Raw genomic sequence first — 23,723 nt, 5'->3', positions numbered from 1 at the left:
CGTAGGTGGGGCTTGAAATCCTAACGTGCAAGGCGCCCTAGCGCTCCACGCTTGTGAGGCCATGCTTGGACACCTCAGCCTTTTGCGCAGCAGCCTTCGCGTTCTCCTGCACTTTCGCGATCGCCCGCTCGATCGCACCCTCCACCAGCTCGGGGCTCGCCCGCAGAGCCCCCAACTCGAAAGCCGACATGGCGAGCATCACGTGAGTGAGGTTGGACAGGGGTGTCCCGTCATCCGCGAAGAGCTTCAGGTCGTCTGTCGGTCCCAAGCCCAAACCCTCCACCATCCGGCCCGCATAATTGCGGTGCCGCTGCTCCTCGGAGGGGCAGGCAGCCGCGACCTGGACCTTCGGAGCTGGCCTCGATGTGGAGGCCGTAGCGGCGGGCTCCTTCGCCGGCTTGCGCCTGGCAGCCACCAAAGGCTCCGGCTGCCTGGCAGGCTTTGGCTTCTCGCCCATACCGGCCGCAATGCTCGGCACCCGGTATTGCGGCGTCTTCGACGCCATCGGAATCACCATGGACACCCGGCCCGGCTTGCCGCTCGGACCCGCTTTGGCGGTGTAGCGCACCGCCCCACCCTTGTTCCTCCGCGAGGCGAGGTATTGGGCCCGGACCGTGCCGCCGATTCCCCTCACGGCCAGCATCGCCACGCCGCCGATGCCGGTCGCGACGTTGCACTCGGCCGGCGCCCAGCGGCGCACGATGTCGAGGGCGGATTTGCGGTTGAACTCCATGTAGTAGCGCCGAAGCAGGGTGGCAGCGGCATCGGCGCTGTGATCCGCCGAGACGAAGCCCACATGGCCCTCGGTGTCGGTGGCGAGTTCGCCGTTCCAGCGCGCGCTCTTGATGCACCAGTAATTGTTGAGCTTCACGCAGCGGGTCACGAAGGGGCGCTCGGCCCGGAACAGGGCGACCATAGCCACCACGGGCTTCGGCTCCAGGGCGTCCATGGCCTCGGAGCGCCAGTTGGTGACCTCGCGGCTGGTGGGCTCATACCGCGCCGCAGCAGCCTGCGGCTCGGGCTGCAAGGCATCACCGCCGCGAGGATCAGAGTCGCCGGGCAGGAGCGCGCGAACCGCAAGGACGAGCGCATAAAACGTCTGAGGCACCATGATGAGGATCAGCCCCTGCTTCGGCGGAAAACAATCAGGAGGGTTTCAGGCCAAACGATGGTGGGGCGGATAGGTTCATCCTCAATCCCCGCTCTTGACCGCTAAGATCGTGCATTCCACCAATACGCTCTCATCGGCAGCAGGCATCCATGACCTCCGACATCCTGATCCGTACTCTCGAACCATCGGACGCTGAAGGATTTCGCGACCTGAGGCTGGAGGCGCTCACCGTTGCGCCCGAGGCCTTCGGTGCGAGCTACGAGGAAGATGCGTCCCTGCCGCTGGAGGCGATCCGGGCGCGTCTCTCCGCAAGCCCGAACGTGGTCTTCGGGGCGTTCGCCGATCATGCCCTCGCAGGCATGGCGGGCTTTGCCGTCTATGATCGGGTCAAAGCCCGCCACAAGGGTCTTCTGTGGGGCGTCTATGTGAAGGCGGAATGGCGTGGGCACCGTGTGGGCAAAAGGCTCGTCCAGAGCGTGATCGACCATGCCTCCCGGCATGTGATCATGTTGGAAGCCGCGGTGGGGCTCGCCAATGACGGCGCCCGGCGCACCTATCATGGGCTCGGGTTCAAGCCCTACGGCATCCAGCTTAAGGCCCTTCGGGTCGGCGACACGTTCTACGACGAGGAACTGCTCTATCTCGACCTGCTGCAGCCCGGAGACGCCTAATCGTCCTCGCCGCTCCCTAAGAATTTCGGCGTCACGAACCGCTCGAGACGGCCGGCTTTCTTGGCGACATCGCCCCAGCTCGTCAGCTCGAAATCGATCACCGCGAGGCCGGCGGACGGGTATTTCTGGCCGAGGCGCAGGATGCTGTCCATGTCGCCTTCGCCGATCAGGAGCTTGGCGAGTTCCTCGAAGCCAGGGTTGTGGCCGATGAGCAGGAGGGTGCCGATCTCCGGCTTCACCTCCCGGACCACCTCCAGCAATCGCCCGACGGGAGCTTCATAGATGCGCCCGTCCAGACGCATCTCGATCTCGCCGAGGATGGGCTGGACCCGTTCCCAGGTCTCCTGCGTGCGCCGGGCTGAGGAGACGATGGCCAGATCGGGTGCGAGCCGCTCCCGCTTCAGGTAATCGCCTATGACGAGGGCAGCCTCCTGCCCCCGCTTCGCGAGGGGCCGGTCGACATCGAGGATGCCGGGCGGCCAGCCGGACTTGGCATGGCGCAGGAGCAAGAGGCGGAGCATCAGCGTCCTTCCCGTCTGGCGATGAAGGCCAGCTTCTCGAACAGGCTCACATCCTGCTCATTCTTCAAAAGCGCCCCGTGGAGCGGCGGGATGAGCTTGCGGGTGTCGCGCTCACGCAATTGCTCCGGGCCGATATCCTCCGAGAGCAGGAGCTTGAGCCAATCGAGCAGTTCCGAGGTGGAGGGCTTCTTCCGCAAGCCGGGCACCTCGCGAACGTCGAAGAAGATCTTGAGTGCCTCCTCGACCAGCCGGCGCTTGATGCCGGGAAAATGCACCTCGACAATGCGGGCCATGGTCTCCGGATCGGGGAACTTGATGTAATGGAAGAAGCAGCGGCGCAGGAACGCGTCCGGCAGCTCCTTCTCGTTGTTGGACGTGATGATCACGATGGGGCGCCGGGCGGCTTTGACCGTCTCGCCGGTCTCGTAGACGAAGAACTCCATGCGGTCGAGTTCGAGCAACAGGTCGTTCGGGAACTCGATGTCGGCCTTGTCGATCTCGTCGATGAGCAGCACCGGCCGCTCATCCGAGGCAAAGGCCTCCCACAGCTTGCCACGCTTGATGTAGTTGCGGATGTCCGACACGCGCGGATCGCCGAGCTGGCTGTCCCGCAGGCGGGACACGGCGTCGTACTCGTAGAGGCCCTGCTGGGCCTTGGTGGTGGACTTGATGTGCCAGGTCAGGAGAGGGGCGTCCAGGCTCCGGGCGATCTCCTCCGCCAGGACCGACTTGCCCGTGCCGGGCTCGCCCTTGACCAGGAGCGGACGCTCGAGGGTGATCGCGGCATTGACGGCGACCGTTAGATCCTCGGTGGCTACATAGGACTCAGTTCCGGCAAAACGCGCCATTCCACTCTTCCTCGCTTTAATCCGACCCTAAGTCCTGCCCCAGCCTTTCGGCAATCGCCTTCATAGGCTAAGCCCATGACAAACAAATGGGAGACATGACCTATGGCTTACAACCGCTACCACAAGGACCGCATCGGCAATCATAAGCTCAAGCCCGAGACCCTGATGCTTGGCTATGGCTATGACCCGACCCTGTCGGAAGGTGCGGTGAAGCCCCCGGTCTTCCTCACCTCGACCTTCGTGTTCAACAGCGCCGAGCACGGCAAGGAATTCTTCGATTACGTGTCAGGCCGGCGCGAGCCGCCTAAAGGAGAGGCCGCCGGCCTCGTCTATTCCCGCTTCAACCACCCGAATTCCGAGATCGTCGAGGACAGGCTCGCGATCTACGAGGAGGCGGAGGCGGGCCTCCTGTTCTCCTCCGGCATGTCGGCCATCGCAACCACGATCCTGGCCTTCGCCCGGCCCGGCGACGTGATCCTCCATTCCCAGCCGCTCTACGGCGGCACCGAGACCCTGATCGCCAAGACGCTCGCCAACATGAGCATCGGAGCCGTGGGCTTTGGGGACGGCGTCGACGAGGCCGGCATCCGGGCCGCCGCCAAGGAGGCCATGGCCAAGGGCCGCGTCTCGGTGATCAAGATCGAGACCCCCTCCAATCCGGTCAACACCCTGGTGGACATCGCGCTCATCCGCACCGTCGCGGAGGAGATCGGTGCAGCCCAGGGGCACCGCCCGGTGATCGTGTGCGACAACACCCTGCTTGGACCAGTCTTTCAGAAGCCTCTGAAGAACGGCGCCGACATCTCGGTCTATTCGCTCACGAAGTATGTGGGCGGCCATTCGGACCTGATCGCTGGCGCGGCGCTCGGCTCCAAGGAGCTGATGAAGACGGTGCGTATGCTGCGCTCCTCCATCGGCACCCAGCTCGATCCGCATTCCTGCTGGATGCTCGGCCGCTCGCTCGAGACCTTGGCGTTGCGCATGAACGCGGCGAACCGCAATGGGGAGATCGTGGCGCAGTTCCTGCACGAGCACCCGAGCGTGGTGAAGGTCCACCACCTCGCCTACCTGCCCGAGGGCTCGCGCGCGCGTCAGGTCTATGAGGAGCAGTGCGATGCTCCCGGCTCGACCTTCTCCTTCGACGTGAAGGGCGGCGAGGCAGAGGCCTTCCGGGTGCTCAACGCGCTCCAGGTCTTCAAGCTAGCGGTGAGCCTCGGCGGAACCGAGTCGCTGATCTCGCATCCGGCCTCCACCACCCATTCCGGCGTACCGAAAGCGACACGCGACCGCCTCGGCGTCAGCGATGCCACCATCCGCGTCTCCATCGGCATCGAGCATCCGGACGATCTGGTGGCCGATCTGGCGCAGGCGTTGTCGACGCTGGGTTGAACTCGCTCGTCATCCCGGGGCCGCAGAGCGGAACCCGGGATCGCATGACGATATATGCGCTTTGATTGATAACGATCCCGGATCGCCTGACGGCGTCCGGGATGACGCGTAGGCAGACACGCCCCATGCATTCTTGTCGCGCCCGCCATCTACCTCAAGCAGCATTAACCTCTTGCGCATCCCTCGCGGCTAGAACGACAATGCTCTCGACTGGAAGGAAGCAATGGCCGCTGCGATAGACCTCTATGCCTATCAGGAACCGATCCTCTTCTTGGCAACGGCCGCTGTCGTCGTCCCTGTCTTTCACCGGCTGAGGATCAGCCCGGTGCTGGGGTTCTTGGCAGCGGGCGCGTTGCTGGGACCCTACGGTCTCGGGCGTCTCATTCCGCAATATCCTTGGGTCGACTGGCTGACCTTCACCAATCCGGAGGGCACATCCCGGCTCGCCGAGTTCGGCGTGGTCTTCCTGCTCTTCACCATCGGCATCGAGCTGTCCTGGCAGCGTCTTCGCACCCTGCGCCGTCTCGTCTTCGGGTTTGGATCCCTTCAGGTGTTCCTGGGCGCCCTGGTTCTCGGCATCGCCTTTTACGCATTCAGAACCGTTGATACGATTACGGCCGCAACCATTGTTGGTCTGGCCTTGGCCCTGTCCTCAACGGCCATCGTGATCCCCGTTCTGGCGGAGCGGAAACGCCTCAACACGGTCGCCGGGCGCGCGAGCTTTTCGGCTCTGCTGTTCCAGGATCTGCTGGTCGCTCCGATCCTGTTCACCATTGCGGTGCTCGATACCAGCAAGCCCGAGGTGACACTTTCCTCTTTTGTCATTCTGCTCCTGCAGGCGGTCCTCGCACTGGGCCTGATCATCGGACTTGGCCGCATCATCCTTCGGCCCTTCTTCCAACTCGTCACGGCCACGAAGAGCCCGGAGCTCTTTATGGCGGCCTGCCTGCTCGTCGTAATGGTGACCAGTCTGATCGCCGCCGTCAGCGGACTCTCGATGGCGCTTGGCGCCTTCATCGCCGGCATCCTCCTGTCGGAAACCGAGTATCGCCGCGCCGTCGATGTCACGATCCAGCCCTTTAAAGGGCTGCTCCTCGGCGTCTTCTTCGTATCGGTCGGCATGAGCCTCGACCTGGTTCGCTTCCTCGAAGCCCCGGTGCTGATCCTGTCGCTCGCTGCGACGGTCATCATCATCAAGACTCTGACCATCATGGCTCTGGGGCGCCCTTACGGCCTCAACACGGCAGAGGCGGCCGAAACCGGCCTCCTCCTCGGCCCCGGCGGCGAGTTCGCCCTCGTGATCCTGGGAGCGGCGATGATTGCCGGCCTCGTGCCGAGCGGAATCGGACAGAACCTTCTCCTCGTGACGACCCTCACGATGGTGGCGATCCCGCTCCTGGCGCGACTGGGGCAGCGCCTGGGTCGCAAGCTGGAGGTTCGCAAGCCGCTCGATCCCCTCGTCACCATCTCCCCACCGGCCGACGAGGTCGGACGTGTGATCATCGCCGGTTACGGACGGGTCGGGCAGCTTGTCGGCGAGATGCTTGACCGTCACAAGATCCCTTACCTTGCCATCGATCTGGATCCCGCCCGCGTGGCGGCGGAGCGCAAGGCAGGCAAGCCGGTCTATTACGGCGACGGCTCTTACCCGGAGTTCCTGCGGGCCTGCGGCATCGACCGGGCGGTTGCACTGGTCATCACCCTCGACACCCTCAGCTCCATCGAGGCTGTCGTGTCCGCCGCGCGGCAGGAATGCACTGAAATCACCATCGTGGCGCGCGCCCGCGACGCTCGCCACGCCACCCAGCTTTACGAACTCGGGGTGGATGATGCTGTTCCGGAAACCATCGAGGCCTCTCTTCAGCTGAGCGAGGCTGTCTTGAGCGATATCGGCGTTCCCATGGGGCTGGTGATCGCCTCGATCCATGAACGGCGCGACGAGTTCCGGGAGATCCTCAAGAAGAGCAATCCGAAACACGATCCGGATCGGGCTGTGTTTCGGGCGCGGCGGCGTGTCGGCAAGTCGCATCCCTCACCTGCGATCGAGCAGGTGACGAAAGTGTCCTGACGCGAGTCTCTTGAAACCGGCCTGCCCTATTGACCTTCTTGTCCGTTGCCGGACACTGGCGCGATGTTCCTGACCTTCTTCACAGAGCTGCGTGCGGCCAAGGTGCCGGTCTCCTTCCGGGAATATCTCGCCCTGCTGGAAGCGCTCGACCGGGATCTCGCCGACAAGAACGTGGAGGAGTTCTACTATCTCTCCCGCACCTGCCTGGTGAAGGACGAGCGGCATTTCGATAAGTTCGACCGAGTCTTCGCCCATGTGTTCAAGGGCCTTGAGAGCATAGGCCGGGCGGTCGAAGAAACGGAGATCCCGGAGGAATGGCTGCGCAAGCTCGCGGAGCGCTACCTCACCGACGAGGAGAAGCGCCAGATCGAGGCCATGGGCTGGGACAAGCTCTGGGAGAACCTTAAAAAACGCCTTGAGGAGCAAAAAGGGCGCCACCAGGGCGGCAACAAGTGGATCGGCACCGCCGGCACCTCCCCCTATGGCGCCTACGGCTACAACCCGGAAGGCGTGCGCATCGGCCAGGACAAGAACCGCAACTTCCGCGCCGTGAAGGTGTGGGACAAGCGCGAGTTCAGGGATTTCGACGACAGCGTCGAACTCGGCGTGCGCAACATGCGCATCGCCCTGAGGCGCCTGCGCCGCTTCGCCCGCACCGGCTCGGCGGAAGAGCTCGACCTCGACGAGACCATTCACGAGACCGCCCACAAGGGCTATCTCGATGTGCGCCTGCGGCCCGAGCGCCGCAATGCCGTGAAGGTGCTGCTCTTTCTCGATGTGGGCGGCTCCATGGACTGGCACATCGAGATCGCCGAGGAGCTGTTCTCAGCCGCCCGCCTTGAGTTCAAGCATTTCGAGCACTTCTACTTCCACAACTGCGTCTACGAGAACGTTTGGAAGGAAAACCGCCGACGCTTCGACGAGAAGATTCCCACCCTCGACGTGATCCGCACCTATCTGTCGGATTACCGCGTGGTCTTCGTGGGCGACGCCTCCATGAGTCCCTACGAGGTCACCCATCCCGGCGGCTCCGTGGAGCACTGGAACGAGGAGGCGGGCCAGGTCTGGCTGCGGCGGATCCTCGATCATTTCTCCAAGGCCGTGTGGCTGAACCCGGTGCCGCAGCCGCATTGGGGCTATACGCAGTCGATCAATCTGATCCGGCAGACCTTCGGTGAGCGCATGTATCCGCTCAATCTCGAAGGCATCGACCACGCGATGCGGGAATTGGTACGGTGAGCATCATCCTGCAAAGTGGGAGCCGGTTTGCCGAAAAGACGATGCGCAGATAAGAAGCCTCATGTCCCAAACCTACAGCCACAGCCCCAAGCCCTTCAGCGGCCCGATCTCCTTCACCCTCAAGGGCAGCACGCTCACGGTGGATTCCGGCCGCAAGGTGCATGAAGTTCAGCTCGGCGCGGTGGACACCGTGCGCATGACCTTCGAACCCGGACGGCTGGCCCAACGATCCTTCCGAACGAAGGTGATCATGAAGGACGGCAAGTCCTTCACCTTCAACTCCCTCGACTGGAAGAGCCTCGTGGAGGCCAAGGAGATGACGAAGGAATACCGTTCCTTCGTGAAAACCCTGTGCGACGCCATCGTCCAGGCCAATCCCCAGGCCCGGTTCGTGGCCGGCAAGCCCATCGGCCTGTGGCTTCCGACATCCGGCTTGGCCATCGCGTCCCTCCTGGCCATGGCCTACCTGGTCTGGCAGGCCTTCCAGATGGGCGCGACTTCGGTTGCGCTGCTGGGGATTCTGCTTGCCATTGTCGGCTATTGGCAGATCGAGCCGATGATCAGGCTCAACAAGCCCCGCCCCTTCCGGTCGGAAGCGCTACCGGAAGAACTGCTGCCGAAGGCGTCATGATCTCGCTCACTGTCACTCCGGGGCGGCTCGTCAGAGCCCAGCCCGGAGTGACAGTGAGCGAGAACTTCAAGCCCGCACTACCAGCACCGAGCACCTTGCGTGGCGCACGATGGTGGAGGCGTTGGAGCCGAGCAGATAGGTCGCCATGGTCGGCCGGTGCGAGCCGACCACGATAAGGTCGGCGCCTGTCTGCTCGGCCTCTTCCAGGACCTCGGCATAGACGGAGCCGAGACGGACGACGGCCGAGACGCGCTCGGCCAGAAGCGCGACCCCGGCCGCCACCTCGGCGAGCTTGGTGTCTGCCTGTCCCTGCTGTTCCTCGTCGAAGGCTGGAGGCATGAACTCCATGTAGGTGACGGGCACGATGGCCCGCACATAGATGAGCCTTAGGGAGCCACCGGAGGTTCCGGCGAGTTCGACCGCCTTGTCGATGGCAGACTTGGCCGCTTCGACCTCACCGAGATCAACAGGAACGAGAATGGTCTTGAACATGGATCAGCCTCCGGGTCAGCCTTGGCGGCTAGGAGTGTGAACGACGAGACCGTCGAGCTCCGGCCGCACCCGGATCTGGCACGAAAGTCGCGAGTTGGGGCGCACGTCGTAGGCGAAATCGAGCATGTCCTCCTCCATGGGCTGAGGCTGGCCGGTGGCGGCCTCCCACTCCTCGGCCACATAGACGTGGCAGGTCGCGCAGGAGCAGGCCCCGCCGCACTCGGCCTCGATGCCGGGAACGCCATTGCGGATGGCGGTCTCCATGACGGTTGCGCCCTCCTCCGCCTCGACGGTGCGGGAGGTTCCCTCAGTATCGATGAACGTGATCTGGATCATTGCGGACCTCTGCTTGCTGGCGCATACTTATGACAGACTGCACCGGAAGACGAGAGACGGGCCCGACGCATGCCGTCTTTTTGCCGCATTGTGCCCCGCAGTGCAGGTTACTAAGCCGTTAACGACGTTCACAAGTGACAGGGGACAATTGGTTTCCTTGTTTCAGTTCGGCCGCTAGACTTGCTTGGTAAATGACAGATTACCGTGCGGAAGTGCCATCAATGGTTCATCCGTAGCGGCTGAGGCCATGCATTCACCTTGCTTTTCGTGAACAGAGTGCGGCTTCAGAATCATCAGTTGCGTCACGAGGGCGGATCATGGCGACCGAGAACAAGAAGATGAAGGACCCGGCTGAAGCAGCCCTTACGGCTGTGGAGCAGGCACTCAACCTTGACGAAACTTTCGTGATCCACACCCCGTCTCGGCCGGGTGACAAGCCCTTCGGCGACGACCCCAAGCTGCCGGACATCGACGATCACGACTTCACCAGAGGCCCCTTCGGCCTTGGCTCGGACTCCCTTTCCGCTCACGCCGACGACCACGACCCGCGGCTCGACGACATGGCCCGTTCCGGCTTCATCGCCCCCGACCGGAACGCCGTTGCCAACGACGACCGCCAGAATGTCGGCGTGATGCTGCAGGCCCTTCAGGCCCGCCCCTCCCGGCGCGCCTACTGGATGGCGGCCTTCCTGTCGCTCCTCTGGCTCGGCGGCATCGGCGCCCTCGTCTATACGCAGGGGATCACGACGCCCGAGCAATTGCTCGCCACGTTCTCGACCTCCCAGCTTGCGCTCGGCGCCGTCGGTCTCGTAGGGCCGATCTTCCTATTCTACATCGCCGCCATGCTCACCGTCCGCTCGCAGGAGATGAAGATGGTGGCCCGCGCAATCGGCGAAGTGGCCACACGCCTCGCCCAGCCCGAGAGCTTCTCAACCGACGCGGTCCTCTCCGTCTCGCAGGCCGTGCGCCGTGAAGTGGCGGCCGTGGGCGACGGCGTCGAGCGGGCGCTGGCCCGCGCCGGCGAGCTCGAGACCCTCGTGCGCAGCGAAATCTCGACGCTCGAGCGCGCCTATTCCGACAACGAGATCCGCATCCGCTCGCTCATCGACGAGCTGGTGGCGCAGCGCGAGGCCATCGTGTCGAACGCGGAGCGCGTGCGCGGCTCGATTACCGGCGTGCACCAGAGTCTGATCCAGGATCTCGACGGCGCCAGCGAGCGCGTTGTGTCCGCTGTCAGCGGCGCCGGCGACAAGGTCACCGCCTCCCTGGAGCAGCAGGGCGACCACATCACCCAGGCCCTCGGCCGCGCCGGCGAGCGCGTCGTCGAGGAGATGGCGAGCCGCGGCGTCGAGCTGGTCGATCGCCTCGCAGGCTCCAGCGACGAGATCAAGAACGGCATCTCGGAGGTGGGCGTCACCATCACGACCGCCCTTGAGAGCAAGGCTCAGGACATCACCGGCGCCTTCGAGCGAACTGGCGACCTCCTGACCCGCCACCTGCAGGACGGCGCAAGCCAGGTCACCCGCACCCTGGCCGAGACCGGCCGCGGCGTGATCGACGCTCTCGCCCAGCAGGGCAACGACGTGCGCGAAGCCTTCGAGCAGACGGCCCGCAGCCTGGAAGACAGCTTCGCCCAGCGCGGATCTGAAATCACCGAGAAGCTTGCCGCAACCGGTGGCGTGATCGCGGACGACATCTCCGCCCGCACGGCCGAGATGCGTGACCAGATCGCGGAGGCCGGCTCTTCCGTAAGCGAGGAGATCGTGACTCGCGGCACTCAGGTGCGAGAGCAGCTCTCCGAGACCGGAGCCTCCTTGGTTCAGGCACTTACCACCAGCAGCGGCACCGTGCGCGAGGAGTTTGCCGTCACGGCCTCCTCACTTATTGAAGAGCTTGCAACCCGCGGCAGCTCCCTGCGCGAGCAGCTCGCCAGCACGGGCACCGGCGTCGTCGATGAGATCGTGTTGCGCGGCAGCGAGGTGCGCGAGCACCTGGAGAGCGCTGTGCGGCTCGCCGACGAGTCGATCGGCACCCGTGTCGAGGATCTCGCCAGCCGACTTGAGACCGCCAGTCAGCGCGTCAGCGAATCCGTCACGGTCCAGGGCCAGTCGCTTGAGACCAGCCTCACCCAGGCCGGCGAGCGTCTGTCGAACCTCATGGGAACCCAGGTCGAGGAATTCCGCTCCGCGTTCGAAAACCGCGGTCAGGAGTTCTCCGAGACCCTGTCCCTCCATACTGAGGATGCGCAGACCCGCCTCGCCAATGCGGCGAAGGACATCGTTCTCGCCATCGCCAGCCAGGGCTCGCGCGTCAACGAGGCTCTCAATCGGACGTCCGAGACCCTGTCCACCACCGTCGACACCCGCACCCGCGAGATGGAAGAGACCCTCGTGGCCCGGCTCACGGCTTTGGAGGACGTCACGACCCGAGGCAGCGAAGTGGCCGAGCGCATCTCCCGCGATGTGGGCAGCATGACGGAGACCATCACAGGCCGCCTTGAAGAGATGGACCGCCTGATCACAGTGCAGGGCCGCACCGTGGCCGAGTCCTTCACCGAGCGTGCCCGTGAGGCGACCACCGCCATCGAGACGCAGCTTTCGGCCCTCGAGGAGCATGCCTCCCGCCGCACCACCGAGATCACGGCCAATTTCGACACCATCGTCGAGCGGGTCGACAGCGTGCTCGGTGCCCGCTCCACGGCCCTCAACGAGGCCCTCGTGGTGCGCACCGGCGAAATGGCGCGCGTCATGGCCGAAGGCGGCCGCGACGTGGCCACGGCCCTCCAAGCCCGCGTGGACGAGATCAGCCAGGCGATCACGGCCAAGACCAACGCCATCGCCGACACCCTCTCCTCCAAGGCCGAGCAGATCGGCCTCTCCCTCGACGGTCGCATCACCGCGATCGACGAGGTGCTGGGCAGCCGCGCTGACGAGATTTCCGAGACCCTCGGCGCCCGTGCCTTCGAGATCAACCAGACCCTGGGCAGCCGCGCGGAAGAAATCGCCGCGACGCTGGGCAGCCGCACCGAGGAGCTTGCCGCCGCTCTGAACCAGAGCGTCACGATGCTCGAGGACAGCGTCGTCAACCGCCTCACCGGCGCTGCCGAGACCATCGACGAGCGCGGCCAGGCCGTTCTCAGTTCGCTCACCGGCCGCATCGGCGAGATCCGCTCGATCTTCGACACGCAAGGCGCCTCGCTTGTCGAGAGCCTGGGCAGCCGTGGCGAGGTCATCGGCCGCGAGGTTGCCGCCATCAGCGATATGACCCTGCGCGGTCTCGAAGAGCGCAGCAATGCGGTCATCGAGAGCCTGCAGGACCGCAGCACCACCCTCCTCTCGTCGCTCCAGGACCGCACGATGGAGCTAACCGCCTCCTACCTGCAGTCGACGGAAGCCGTGCGTGCTTCCATCAACGAGGGAACCGAGCAGACGGTCGAGGCTCTCACCGGCGCCAACGAGCGCCTGCGCGGCGAGCTCACCGACGTGCTCGGTCGCCTGACCGACGCCAACCGCATGCTCCAGCAGGTGGCGGCTTCGGCCAGCAGCAATCTCGGCGCCGTCGAGGACGGTCTGGCCGGACGCGTCCAGCACATCGAGACGCTCCTGTCGGACATCGCCACCCAGACCGGCCGCGCCTCCGATCAGGTGGCCGAGCAGGTCGACGAACTGCGCAACGTGTCGTCCGGCGCGATTCAGCAGGCCCTGGAACTGGCCCGCAGCCTCGAGGAACGCGGACAGGCGCTCACCAGCACCACCGGGGAGCAGATGCGCACCCTCACCGAGGCCGCATCTGCCCTGGAGCGCGTCGAGGCTCGCATGAACGAGGCGCTCTCCGGCCGCCAGCAGGCCCTGGACGAGCTCCTGACCCGGATCGGCGAGCGCTCGCAGGATCTCGAATCCGTCACGCGCTCCTTTACCACCCTCCTGGAGGGCTCCCTCCAGAACGCCGAGTCCAAGGCGCGCCAGATCGGCTCAGTCCTGTCCTCAGCGGCCGACACCACTACGGCCGCCATCGGCGAGCAGTTCGAACGCATCCGCGCCACCACCGGCCAGGAGAGCGAGCGGACCGCAGAGGCCCTGCGCGCCAGCTACGAGCAGGCGACGGCCGAGATGGCCGAGGCTTTGGGCAGCGCCACCGCGAAGTTCCGCGATGCGATGGGCGAGCTGCGCGGCATGACGGGCAATATCCAGCGCGAGCTGGAGGCTACCCGCGCCGAACTCCGCCGCGGCGTCGTCGAGCTGCCGCAGGAGACCCAGGAGACGACCGCCAATATGCGCCGCGTCGTCGCCGACCAGATCAAGGCCCTGAACGAGCTGTCGGCTCTCGTGTCGCGCTCGAACCGCCTGGTCGACGCGGCTCCCGCCGCTCAGCCGCGCAAGGCAGCCGTCAACGAGACCCCGGTTGCTGCAACCATGGCGGCTGTGGCCGCCGCAGTCGAGCAACGGATCGCCCAGACCCCGGCACCTGCCCCGACACCCGCCCCTGCTCCGGCACCGGTGGCGCGTCAGGTGGAACCCAAGCCTGCTCCGGCTCCTGCGCCCGTGCGCCAGGTAGCTCCGCCGGCGGCCGAGCGTCCGGCTCCCCGCCGTCAGGAGCCAGCCGCCCCTGAGGCCGGTGCCCGTGGCGGCTGGCTGTCGGACCTCCTGAACCGCGCCTCCCGCGAGGATACGGTGGAGCCGTCCCGCAGCCATGCGGGCCGCCCCGACCGCACTCGCACCAATAGCCTCGAGTCGCTCGACTCGATCTCGGTCGATATCGCCCGCATGATTGATCACGACGCGGCCGTGGAGCTGTGGGACCGCTATCGTCGCGGCGAGAGCAACGTGTTCACCCGCCGGCTTTACACCCTGCAGGGTCAGCAGACCTTCGACGAGATCCGCCGCAAGTACGGCCGTGACGAGGAGTTCCGGCAAACGGTCGACCGTTACGTGGAAGAGTTCGAGCGCCTGCTCGCCGAGGTCTCCCGTGACGACCGCGACTCCATGCTGACGAAGACCTACCTCACCTCGGAGACTGGCAAGGTCTACACCATGCTGGCCCATGCGAGCGGCCGGTTCGACTGAGCGGGTTCAAGTTCTCGCTGAACATGAAAAACGCGGCCTCTGGGCCGCGTTTTTCGTTGATAAAGAGGCCCTTATAGGGGTTGTCATTCCCGGCCAGAGCGTCAGCACAGGGGAAGGAATCCATAGCACCGAGCGTGTCAGTGGATCCCCTTCCCGGTCCTGTGGACCGCCGGGGACGACACCTCCTCCGTCATGGCCGGGCTTGTCCCGGCCAACCCGATTGTGAGAAGCGCCCACGCCTTTCTGAAACGAGATCACCGGCACAAGGCCGATGATGACGACGGAATGGTCGGTATTCGGTTGAATGGCCCTTAAGCCGGCGCGCGTGGCTCGTCCGTCGCGGCAGTATTTGGATCTTCGCGACGCGGCAGCTGGCTGCCGCTGACCCAGCGCACGATGTCGAGCATGACGACGGAGAGCGCCTCGTCGAGGGCGCGGGCCGCGTTCGGGGCATCGACGGCGCTGGCGGGAACGCTGGCACGGAAGATCCGGCCATTAACGATGCGGCCGTCCCGGTCGCTGACGATCTTCACGGAAATCTCGGCGACCGCCTGGTTATCGGGGGTTGCGATCTCGAAGCGCCGCAGCTCGGACACGAGCTGGACGTCCGCCACTGCGCCGCTGCTTGGGCGCGAGACCCCCCGCAACTGCGAGGAGTTCTCGAAGGTGTTGATGAGGCGCGTCTGGATCAGACGGGGCAGGTTGTCGGCCCACTGCCCTCCTCCGATGAACGACACGGAGCCGCTCGCATCCTTCACCAGGATCTGCTGGGTCGCGAGCTGCTGGAGGGCCGCAGGCTCGTTGACCAGAACCTGAACGCCGGAAGCCCCCCGGATCCGGGACGCAGGAGCGGACAGGTCATAGGTCGCAGGCGCAGGCCCCAATGAGCAGGCGCCTGTCAGGGCAGCCAGCAGCGCCACCGGAGCAAGGCGCCGGAGCATGCAGGCTCGTGCAGTCAGGGGAGTTAACACGGAGGATCCACGCATACTGGTTACTTAACGGCGTCCATTGTACTCAGGGAGGTTCGAACGGCCACCGAAAAGAAACTGCTGTGGATTACGTTCGATGCTGCGCACCGCGCGGCTGATATCGCCAAGGGTTCTGCGGCCTTCCACGGCAAGAGCCTCGTATTCCCGCAGGCCCGAGTCCGTGAAGCGGCCCACACCGGACAGCACCCCCTGGATGCCTTCGGTGCGCTGGTTGAGATCGTCGGCCAATTCCCGCACGGAGACGGCGGCAGCACGGATCTCATCGAAGGCGCCCTTGCCGGCCTCACCGGATGCCGAGCCCAGGAACTTCTCCGCCCCTGCCAGGACACCGTCGATGCGGTCCGCCGACTTGTTCAGCTTCTCGGTGATCGAGCGTGCCTCCTGGATCGCCTTGTCCACATCGGGGCTGCGGCGGCTCAGGGTCTGAGTAAATGTGTCGATATTGTCGACGGTACGCCCCACCTTGGCCGGGTCGACTGCCTGGGCCAGTTCCGCGATCTCACTAACAGCCCTGTCCAGCTTGGGCGCGGTGACATTGAGAGACGCGATCAGGCTCGCGGCATCCCGGAGGGCATTGTTGATGGTCTCGCGGTTTTCGCCGAGAGCCCTGGTGAAGTTGTCCGTATTCTCGACGATCCGGGAGACGCGCTGTCCATCGATGGAGCTCGCCACCTCCTCGACCTTGTCCACGGTACGGCCGACCTTGGCCGGATCGATGGCCTTGGCGATGTTCGAAATGTCGCCCACCGCGCTATCGAGCTTCGGGGCGGTCTCGTTGAGGCGAGCGACGAGGTTGTCGGCGTTGCGCAGGGTGTTCTCGACAGCCTGACGGCTTTCGCCCAGGGCCTGGGTGAAGCCTTCCACGTTCTCGACGATGCGGGTCACGCGCTGCGGATCCACCGCCCGCACGACCGTGTCCACGTTGGTGGCGAGCGTCTCGAGCTTCTCGGCCAGAGGCCCGACCTTCTCGGCCGCCTGCCCCACCTGGGCCAGGAAGCGGTCGATGCCCTCCGCGTTCTCGCCCAGCGCCTGGGAGAAACGCTCCACGTTCTGGATCGTCCGGCTGATAGCGCCCTCGTTGTCGGTCACGACGCGGCCCACCCGCTCCAGCACGTCATCGGCCCGGCGGGCGATGTTGCGGGCGCTCTCGATGAGATCCTGGAAGTCGGAGCGGTCGGCAAAGATCGTCGGCATGGGTTGGCCCGGGCCGGCGACCAGCGGGGGCGCTCCCGCCTCGCCGCCGGTCAGGCCCACATTCGCGACGCCGGTCAGGCCCTGGTATTCCAGGCGGGCACGGGTATCGGCCCTGATCGGCGTGCTGCTGTTGACCGAGGCTATGGCCACCACCCGGCGCGGATCCTCCGGCAGAAGCTCGAGAGTTGTGACATCGCCGACCCGCAGCCCGTTGAAGGACACGCTCGAGCCCTGCGAAAGACCTGAGACAGAACCAGAAAACACGATGCGGATCGTCTGGCGGGCCTGCCCGCGCTCGCCACCGGAGAACCAGTAGACGAATCCGAAGGCGGCCGCGATCACCGCCAGGGTGAAGAGGCCGATCAAGGCGTAATTTGCACGCGTTTCCATCGTTACCCTTGCGCGCCGCCGGTCATGACCGCGCGTGCCCGTTTCCCATGAAAATAAGAGCGAAGCCACGGATGATCCGAGGCCAGCATCGCCTCGATAGGACCCTCCGCGAGAATTTTCCCCTCGCCCAGAGCCGCTATCCGGTCGCAGACCGAGTAAAGGCTGTCCAGGTCATGGGTTACCATGAATACGGTCAGGCCTAAAGTCCGCTGTAACGTCGCAATCAGGTCGTCGAACTCGCCGGCTCCGATGGGATCGAGGCCGGATGTCGGCTCGTCGAGGAAGACGATTTCCGGGTCGAGGGCCAGCGCCCGCGCGAGCGCCGCGCGCTTGATCATGCCGCCGGACAGCTCGGAGGGCAGCTTGTCGGCCGCATCCGGACTTAGGCCCACCATCTCGATCTTGAGCATGGCCAGCTCGTCGAGCAGGCGGTCCGACAGGCGCAGATACTCGCGCATGGGCACCTGGATGTTCTGCTTGACGGTCAGGGCCGAGAAGAGCGCGCCCTGCTGGAACAGCACACCCCAATGGCGCTCTAGCTGCCGACGCTCGTCCGACGACAGATCGTCGAGATTCCGGCCCAATACCTCGATGGTACCCGCCCGCTTGGAGACGAGCCCGAGGATGGCGCGGGTCAGGACCGATTTGCCCTGGCCGGAGCCTCCGACGAAGCCAAGAATCTCCCCGCGATAGACATCGAGATCGAGCCCCTTGAGAATGGTTCGTTCCCCGAAGCCGACCTCCACGCCGCGGACGCGGATAATCACCTCGCGGTTCTTCGTCAGGTCGGGGTGGCGGCGCTCGAGCATCATCTCAGAAATTAATCGCTGCAAAGAACATGGCGAAGAGGCCATCGAGCACGATGACCATGAAAATGGCTTTCACCACCGAGGAGGTCACGTGGCGGCCCAGAGATTCTGCGGAGCCAGCGACCGCCATGCCTTCCAGAGTCGCGATGATCCCGATGACCACCGCCATGAAGGGCGCTTTGATGAGGCCAACCAGGAAGGTGTTCAGGCTCACCGCAGCCCTGAGACGGTCGAGAAAGATATCGGGGCTGATGCCGCCATAGACCCAGGTCGTCAAGCCGCCGCCCACGAGGGCCGCAATGGACGCGATGAAGGTCAGGAGCGGCAGGCCGATGATGAGGGCCAGGATGCGCGGGACGATCAGGACTTCGATGGGGTCGAGTCCCATGACCCGCAGGGCATCGATTTCTTCGCGCATCTTCATGGACCCGATCTCGGCCGTAAACGCCGATCCGGAACGGCCCGCAACCATGATGGAGGTCAGCAGCACGCCCAATTCGCGCAGAACCAGGATTCCGATGAGGTCAATGACGAAGGGGGTCGCACCGAACTTGATCAGCTGGAAGATGCCCTGCTGGGAGACGATGCAGCCGACCAGGAACGAGATCAGCACGATGATGGGCACACCGCGATAGGCGATCTGCTCCAGCTGGTTGATGACCGCAATGCCCCGGAAGCGGCGGGGATGGATGACAACGCGCACCATGCCGGAGATGAGCTCTCCCAGGAAGCCGACGCCGCCGACCAGATCCTTGCCGGCCCCGGCCACGCTCTGGCCCACATCGACGAGGAAATCCACTGAGCGGGCATGCCGGGGCTTCGGTTTGCCCTCGAAGTCGCGGTAGGCTGCCTCCTCCAGGAGGATCTTCTGCTCCGGCGAGGCATTGGCGAAATCAGCCTGACCCTTGGCCGACAGCTCATGGCGGGTCCGGTCGAGGGTCCAGGCGCCGAGGGTGTCGAGCCGCTCGACGCCGCTGAGATCGAAGAGCACAGGGAAGCTGTCGGCCTCCGCCTCGATCTCACCGATGAGAGCCTCCACGCGCTGGGCATGCGGCGCCGTCCAGGGACCGGACAGATGAACCGTCGTCTGCCCGCCTGCACGGTCGATCGTCATGTCCGGCTCTTGAGCCAGGGTGCCCTGCGCCACGATTGTCCCTTCGGCATTGATTCCGCTTGGTGATAGCGTGTCATTGCGCCACAAGTCGAGACGAACTTCATCACGAGAAGCCAAGAGAATGCGTCAGCTCACTGTTTCCATCGACCGTTTCCCCATCGCCGGAAAGTTCACGATAGCCCGAGGCTCCCGCACCGAGGCGGTGGTAGTCACCGCCACGATCACGGAGGGCGGCGCTGTCGGACACGGGGAATGCGTGCCCTACCCGCGCTACGGTGAGACGGTCGAGGGCGTGGCGGCGGCCATCGAGGCCATCCGTCCCCAGATCGAGGCTGGCCTGACTCGTGAAGCCCTCCAGAGTCTGATGCCCGCCGGTGCTGCCCGCAACGCGGTCGACTGCGCCCTCTGGGACCTCGATGCGAAGAGTTCCGGCATCCGCGCCCATGTGACCGCAGGCCTTACCCGCTGGCCGCCGGTGACCACCGCCTACACGATCAGCCTCGACACCCCTGAAGGCATGACCGAGGCCGCCGCAAAGGCTTCTGAGCGGCCGATCCTCAAGGTGAAGTTCGGCGCTCCCGACGGCGACATCGAGCGGATCAGGGCGGTACGCCGGGCAGCCCCCCAGGCGACGCTCATCGCCGACGCCAACGAGGGCTGGACCGAGGCCAATATCGAGCAGCACTTGGCTGCCTGCGCCGAGGCCGGCTATGCCCTCGTGGAGCAGCCCCTGCCCGCCAAGGCGGATGAATTCTTGAGCCGGATCTCGCGTCCCGTACCGATCCTGGCCGATGAGAGCGTGCATGACCGGGCGAGCCTCGACCGGCTGGTGGGGCTATACGATCTTGTGAACATCAAGCTCGACAAGACCGGCGGCCTGACGGAGGCCTTAGCGCTGGCCGATGCGGCAGAAGCCAAGGGCTTTTCCATCATGATCGGCTGCATGGTAGGCACGTCGCTTGCCATGGCGCCGGCCTTGGTGCTTGCACCGCGCTCCCGTTTCGTCGATCTCGACGGCCCGCTCCTGCTGGCCAGGGACCGCGAGCCCGGCCTGCGCTACGAGGGCAGCATCGTCTATCCGCCGGAGCCAGCCCTCTGGGGCTGATGCTTCTGCATCCGGATGACGACCAGCATCAGCAGCACCCCGATGGCGCCCAACGGGGCCATCGCGGCGAACACACCCGCCCCCACTTCGCTGTAGATCATGCCGCTAACCACGGTCGAGACCGCCGTGGTCAGGGCGGCCAGCGATCCGTAGATGCCCTGCGCCCGTCCCCGCGCTTGCATGGGGGCAAGTGCCGTCAGGGCCGCCATGGTGCCGATATGGGTCGCGGCAAACGACAGGGCGTGCATGGCCTGGAGCACGAACATGACCTCGATGCCGGGCTGGAGCGACATGATCGTGAAGCGGATCGCCGCAGCAGCCGAGCCGATCAGGATAAGCCCCACGCCCGATCCGCGCCCCACTGCCCGGCCGAGAAAGATGAAGACCAAGATCTCGGTGATCACACCGGCGGCCCAGAAATAGCCGATGACCTCATCCGAGAAGCCGATGGAACGCCAATAGATGCTGGCGAAGGCATTCAGCGCGCCATGGCTGCCCTGGGTCGCCGCACCCGCAATCAGCACGATCCAGAGGATTGTCGACAGCCTTGGAGAAGGCAGGTCCTTCCTGGGCTCATCCTCGGCCGAGGGTTCGGGGACATCGTGAGGAACCACCATGAGCGTCGCGACGAACCCCAGGGTTGGGATAAGCGTCAGGGATACGATGACGGCATTCGCCCCGAAGGCTCCGACCAGATAGCCGCCCAGGATGTTGGTGATGAAGAAGGCCACCGAGCCGGCACCCCGGATCCGGCCGTAGTTCAAACCGGGATGCTTCTGGACCGCGTTGGTGGAGACGAGGTCGTTGCCTGGAATGATGCAGGATTGCGCAACCGCCACGAGGGCCACGAGGGCGATGATCGCAACGTTGCTGTCGGTAAGCAGGAACAGGGGGAAGCCGATCAGCTGACCCAGATGACTCGCCAGCAGAAGTCGCCCCGCGCCTAACGAGCGATCGGCGAGGCTCAGGAGCGGCGCGGTCGCGAGGATGCGCACGACGATGGGTATGGCGACCACGAACCCGATCAGCGTGGGCGACAGATCCTTGCTCTGCAGCCAGAGCGGGAAGAACGGCAGATACATCCCGTGGCTGGTGAAGCTGGCAGCCTGAAGGGCACCAAGCCGAAGTTCGAGAGCAGTGAGCGGACGCATCGCGGACAGGGTCTTCCGGGGTCGAAAATGGCTTAAACCAACAAGAATACGGTGCAAGACCCCCTCTCTTAAGCGTTAGAGGGGTTGAGCGTGCACCCGCTTTGGACCCATCTGATGGGAGAGTGGAATCAGACCCTGGCGCAGATGGATCCCGGCACCATGCCCGATGAAGAGACAGACGTCACGCTCAGTGACCTGGATTTCGACACCATCGAAGCCGCCGTCATGGAAACAGCCCGCGGCCGCTGGTTCCTGAAGGAATATGCGCGGCGCAACCGCAACGCGGACACGCAGGCCGTGCTGGAATCGCTGGAGCGCCTGAAGGATAAGCCCCTCGACGCCAATACCGTTGCTCCCCTCAAGGCCTACTTGGAAGAGATGGCCGCTGCCATCCGGCAGACCAAGGAGGAGGTGCGATCCTTCCCGAGGATCGAGGCGACCGATTCCAGGGAGGCCCTGTCGGAAGCGGAGCTTCAGGATGCCGCCGAGCAGACCATCCGGCAGATGGTCCGGACGCTGCACTATCTTGAAGGCCGGATCCAGCACATGATCGACCTCTACAAGGTCGAAGTCGAGCGGACGGCCGTGTCGTTGGAAGCCGGCCCTTTCGACGGTGAGACGGGCCAGCAACTCTCCGCTCGTCCTGCTTTCCTGATGTAAGGGCGGCTAACGCTCCGCGTGAGCGGTCTCAATGTTGGAGAAGAACTGCCGGGCGCTCTCGTGCCAGGTGAAGGTCTCGCCATAGGCGCGGCACCTGTCCTTGGGGATGTCGAGCGCTTCGAGGGCAGCCTCCCGCAGATCCTCCTTGAGGATTCCGCATCCGGAGGAGCCGATCACATCAATGGGTCCCGTCACCGGGAACGCCGCGATCGGCAATCCGGAGGCGAGCGCCTCAAGCAGCACGATGCCGAAGGTGTCGGTGAGGCTCGGGAAGACGAACACATCCGCCGAGGCATAGACCCGCGCGAGATCCTCACCCGTCAGCGGACCGAGGAAGCGAACCGCAGGGTATCTCGCCTCCAGCTCGGCGCGTGACGGGCCATCTCCGACAACGACCTTGGTGCCGGGAAGATCGAGGCCAAGGAAAGCCTCCAGGTTCTTCTCCACGGCGACGCGGCCGACATAGAGGAAGACGGGCGCCGCCGCGTCCAAAACCCGTTCTTTGCGCGGCCGGAACAGGGTGGTGTCGACGCCGCGGGTCCAGCGCATGATGTTTCGGAAGCCCCGCCCAGTCAGCTCCCGTTCGAGGGAGGGCGTGCTGACCATCATGGCGCGAGCGCTCTGATGGAAGCGCAGAAGCGCCCTGTAGGACCAGGATTTCGGGATCGGCGTGCGGGCCGCAACGTATTCGGGAAAGCGCGTGTGATAGCTGGTGGTGAAAGCCCGCCCCTGCCGCGAGCAGGCCAGGCGCACGGCAAAACCGATCAGCCCTTCGGTGGCGATGTGGACGTGGGTGGGTTTCACCTCGTCGAGAATGCTGGCGACGGCCCCTGGCCGTGTCAGCGAGAGGCGGATCTCCGGATAGGTCGGCATGGGAAAGGAGCGGAAACGCTCCGGGGTGAGGAAGGCGACTTCGGCGCCAAAGCGCGGCGCCTCCTCGGCCATGTGCTCCAGCGAGCGCACCACGCCGTTGATCTGCGGCCGCCATGCATCGGTGGCGATCAGAACCCGCATCAGGCCGCCCTCTCGCTGACCGTGGGGGCGACGGCGTTCTGTTCCGCGGCCTTCTCCAGCTGGACATCCGTCCACCGGACCAGCTGGAAGGAGCCGTCGTAATGCTCCACCACGGCGGTGCAGGATTCGACCCAATCGCCGGTGTTCACATAAGCCACCCCGAACTGGTCGTGCATGACGGCATGGTGGATATGGCCGCAGATCACCCCGTCGGCCGCATGGCGCTCGGCCTCGGCGGCGAGCAGTTCCTCGAACCGGCTGATGTAGTTGACCGCGTTCTTGACCCTCAGCTTGGCCCAGGACGAAAGGGACCAGTAGGTCAGGCCGAGCCGGCGCCGGACCATGTTGAGATAGGTGTTGATGAAGAGAGCGGCCGTATAGGCGCCGTCCCCGAGGAGCGCCAGCCAGCGGGCATGCCGGACCACGAGATCGAACTGGTCTCCATGGATCACGAGGTAGCGCTTGCCGTCGGCGGCCTCGTGCAGGGCGTAATCCGCCAGCTCGATGCCCCCGAGATTAACGCCGAGATAGTCGCGCAGGAACTCGTCGTGGTTGCCCGGAAGGTAGATAAGGCGGGCTCCCTTCCGGACCTTGCGCAGGAGCTTCTGCACCACGTCGTTGTGGGCCTGCGGCCAATACCAGCCCGCTTTCAGCTTCCACCCGTCGACGATGTCGCCGACGAGATAGATGGTGTCGGCATCGTAGGCCTTGAGGAAGCCGAGCAAGGCCCCTGCCTGGCACCCCCTGGTGCCGAGGTGGAGGTCCGACAGGAACAGCGTTCGCACGCGTATGGGATCTGCATCCTGAGCCATGGCCTCCCCGACGAGTTTGCGGGTTCCAGCCAAACCGGATTCGCATCTCGTCCCCGTGACGGTTTTCCTGCAGATTTGTGACGGTGCGGAAATCCGATTCCAAGGCACCGTGATTT

20 protein-coding genes are annotated in these 23,723 nt (G+C 64.9%); 8 read left to right on the top strand and 12 right to left on the bottom strand.

Annotated features, from left to right (window positions below; all coding sequences use genetic code 11):
* Nucleotides 1–37 precede the first annotated feature (37 nt).
* Nucleotides 38–1,111 (bottom strand): hypothetical protein, encoded by a 1,074-nt coding sequence (locus VB618_RS13495; protein ID WP_329797189.1) that lies wholly within the window; start codon nt 1,109–1,111, stop codon nt 38–40.
* A gap of 149 nt (nt 1,112–1,260) precedes the next feature.
* Here VB618_RS13495 and VB618_RS13490 point away from each other — a divergent pair, with 149 nt between their 5' ends.
* Entirely contained in the window at nt 1,261–1,782 is a 522-nt protein-coding gene (locus tag VB618_RS13490; protein ID WP_329797188.1) for a GNAT family N-acetyltransferase, read from the top strand.
* On the opposite strand, the gene VB618_RS13485 is transcribed toward VB618_RS13490, so the two are convergent.
* Complete coding sequence (locus VB618_RS13485) at nt 1,779–2,303, bottom strand: SixA phosphatase family protein (protein ID WP_329797187.1); 525 nt, start codon at nt 2,301–2,303, stop codon at nt 1,779–1,781. The genes VB618_RS13490 and VB618_RS13485 overlap by 4 nt on opposite strands.
* Complete coding sequence (locus tag VB618_RS13480; protein WP_329797186.1) at nt 2,303–3,151, bottom strand: AAA family ATPase; 849 nt, start codon at nt 3,149–3,151, stop codon at nt 2,303–2,305. Before VB618_RS13480 ends, VB618_RS13485 begins: the two co-directional genes overlap by 1 nt.
* A gap of 102 nt (nt 3,152–3,253) precedes the next feature.
* On the opposite strand from VB618_RS13480, the gene VB618_RS13475 reads away from it, so the two are divergent.
* The 4 genes from VB618_RS13475 to VB618_RS13460 all read left to right on the top strand — a co-directional run bounded on the left by VB618_RS13475 (nt 3,254) and on the right by VB618_RS13460 (nt 8,478).
* Nucleotides 3,254–4,540 (top strand): cystathionine gamma-synthase family protein, encoded by a 1,287-nt coding sequence (locus VB618_RS13475; RefSeq protein ID WP_329797185.1) that lies wholly within the window; start codon nt 3,254–3,256, stop codon nt 4,538–4,540.
* A 223-nt stretch (nt 4,541–4,763) separates the two neighbouring features.
* Nucleotides 4,764–6,608 carry a cation:proton antiporter domain-containing protein gene (locus VB618_RS13470; protein ID WP_329797184.1) on the top strand — a complete coding sequence of 615 codons (1,845 nt, stop codon included), beginning with the start codon at nt 4,764–4,766 and terminating at the stop codon, nt 6,606–6,608.
* Between the two features lie 63 nt (nt 6,609–6,671).
* The gene (locus VB618_RS13465) at nt 6,672–7,847 is read left to right on the top strand and encodes a vWA domain-containing protein (protein WP_329797183.1); all 1,176 of its coding nucleotides are present in this window, start codon (nt 6,672–6,674) and stop codon (nt 7,845–7,847) included.
* A 61-nt stretch (nt 7,848–7,908) separates the two neighbouring features.
* A complete protein-coding gene (locus VB618_RS13460; RefSeq protein WP_329797182.1) occupies nt 7,909–8,478 on the top strand; it encodes a hypothetical protein in 570 nt (189 codons plus the stop codon).
* Nucleotides 8,479–8,544: 66 nt separating this feature from the next.
* On the opposite strand, the gene VB618_RS13455 is transcribed toward VB618_RS13460, so the two are convergent.
* Together VB618_RS13455 and VB618_RS13450 are read right to left on the bottom strand one after the other, a co-directional pair.
* The gene (locus tag VB618_RS13455; RefSeq protein ID WP_329797181.1) at nt 8,545–8,970 is read right to left on the bottom strand and encodes a universal stress protein; all 426 of its coding nucleotides are present in this window, start codon (nt 8,968–8,970) and stop codon (nt 8,545–8,547) included.
* Between the two features lie 15 nt (nt 8,971–8,985).
* Entirely contained in the window at nt 8,986–9,306 is a 321-nt protein-coding gene (locus VB618_RS13450) for a 2Fe-2S iron-sulfur cluster-binding protein (RefSeq protein WP_329797180.1), read from the bottom strand.
* Nucleotides 9,307–9,623: 317 nt separating this feature from the next.
* On the opposite strand from VB618_RS13450, the gene VB618_RS13445 reads away from it, so the two are divergent.
* Nucleotides 9,624–14,369, top strand: coding sequence for a hypothetical protein (locus VB618_RS13445; protein WP_329797179.1), 4,746 nt, complete (start codon nt 9,624–9,626; stop codon nt 14,367–14,369).
* A gap of 311 nt (nt 14,370–14,680) precedes the next feature.
* Here VB618_RS13445 and VB618_RS13440 read toward each other — a convergent pair whose 3' ends face one another.
* The 4 genes from VB618_RS13440 to VB618_RS13425 are packed head-to-tail and all read right to left on the bottom strand — an operon-like array spanning nt 14,681 to nt 18,865.
* Nucleotides 14,681–15,310, bottom strand: a complete 630-nt coding sequence (locus tag VB618_RS13440) for an ABC-type transport auxiliary lipoprotein family protein (protein WP_329797178.1) — start codon at nt 15,308–15,310, stop codon at nt 14,681–14,683.
* Between the two features lie 54 nt (nt 15,311–15,364).
* A complete protein-coding gene (locus VB618_RS13435; RefSeq protein WP_329797177.1) occupies nt 15,365–16,942 on the bottom strand; it encodes an MlaD family protein in 1,578 nt (525 codons plus the stop codon).
* A gap of 2 nt (nt 16,943–16,944) precedes the next feature.
* A complete protein-coding gene (locus VB618_RS13430; protein WP_329797211.1) occupies nt 16,945–17,751 on the bottom strand; it encodes an ABC transporter ATP-binding protein in 807 nt (268 codons plus the stop codon).
* Between the two features lie 4 nt (nt 17,752–17,755).
* Nucleotides 17,756–18,865 carry an ABC transporter permease gene (locus VB618_RS13425; RefSeq protein WP_329797176.1) on the bottom strand — a complete coding sequence of 370 codons (1,110 nt, stop codon included), beginning with the start codon at nt 18,863–18,865 and terminating at the stop codon, nt 17,756–17,758.
* Between the two features lie 121 nt (nt 18,866–18,986).
* Between VB618_RS13425 and dgcA the strand changes: the two genes are divergently transcribed.
* Entirely contained in the window at nt 18,987–19,970 is a 984-nt protein-coding gene (gene dgcA / locus VB618_RS13420) for an N-acetyl-D-Glu racemase DgcA (RefSeq protein WP_329797175.1), read from the top strand.
* Here the strand turns inward: dgcA and VB618_RS13415 are convergent.
* Nucleotides 19,940–21,121, bottom strand: a complete 1,182-nt coding sequence (locus tag VB618_RS13415) for an MFS transporter (protein WP_329797174.1) — start codon at nt 21,119–21,121, stop codon at nt 19,940–19,942. The genes dgcA and VB618_RS13415 overlap by 31 nt on opposite strands.
* Before the next feature lie 114 nt (nt 21,122–21,235).
* Here VB618_RS13415 and VB618_RS13410 point away from each other — a divergent pair, with 114 nt between their 5' ends.
* Nucleotides 21,236–21,781, top strand: a complete 546-nt coding sequence (locus VB618_RS13410; RefSeq protein WP_329797173.1) for a hypothetical protein — start codon at nt 21,236–21,238, stop codon at nt 21,779–21,781.
* 6 nt (nt 21,782–21,787) lie between these two features.
* Here VB618_RS13410 and VB618_RS13405 read toward each other — a convergent pair whose 3' ends face one another.
* Both VB618_RS13405 and VB618_RS13400 read right to left on the bottom strand, forming a co-directional pair.
* Nucleotides 21,788–22,795 (bottom strand): glycosyltransferase family 4 protein, encoded by a 1,008-nt coding sequence (locus VB618_RS13405; RefSeq protein WP_329797172.1) that lies wholly within the window; start codon nt 22,793–22,795, stop codon nt 21,788–21,790.
* Complete coding sequence (locus VB618_RS13400; RefSeq protein WP_329797171.1) at nt 22,795–23,607, bottom strand: UDP-2,3-diacylglucosamine diphosphatase; 813 nt, start codon at nt 23,605–23,607, stop codon at nt 22,795–22,797. Before VB618_RS13400 ends, VB618_RS13405 begins: the two co-directional genes overlap by 1 nt.
* Nucleotides 23,608–23,723 lie beyond the last annotated feature (116 nt).

Origin of the sequence: Microvirga sp. CF3062 (assembly GCF_036314045.1) — a bacterium.
Classification (GTDB): domain Bacteria; phylum Pseudomonadota; class Alphaproteobacteria; order Rhizobiales; family Beijerinckiaceae; genus Microvirga.
Note: the sequence above shows the minus strand (reverse complement) of the source record. Positions and strands in the feature narration are given on the sequence as shown.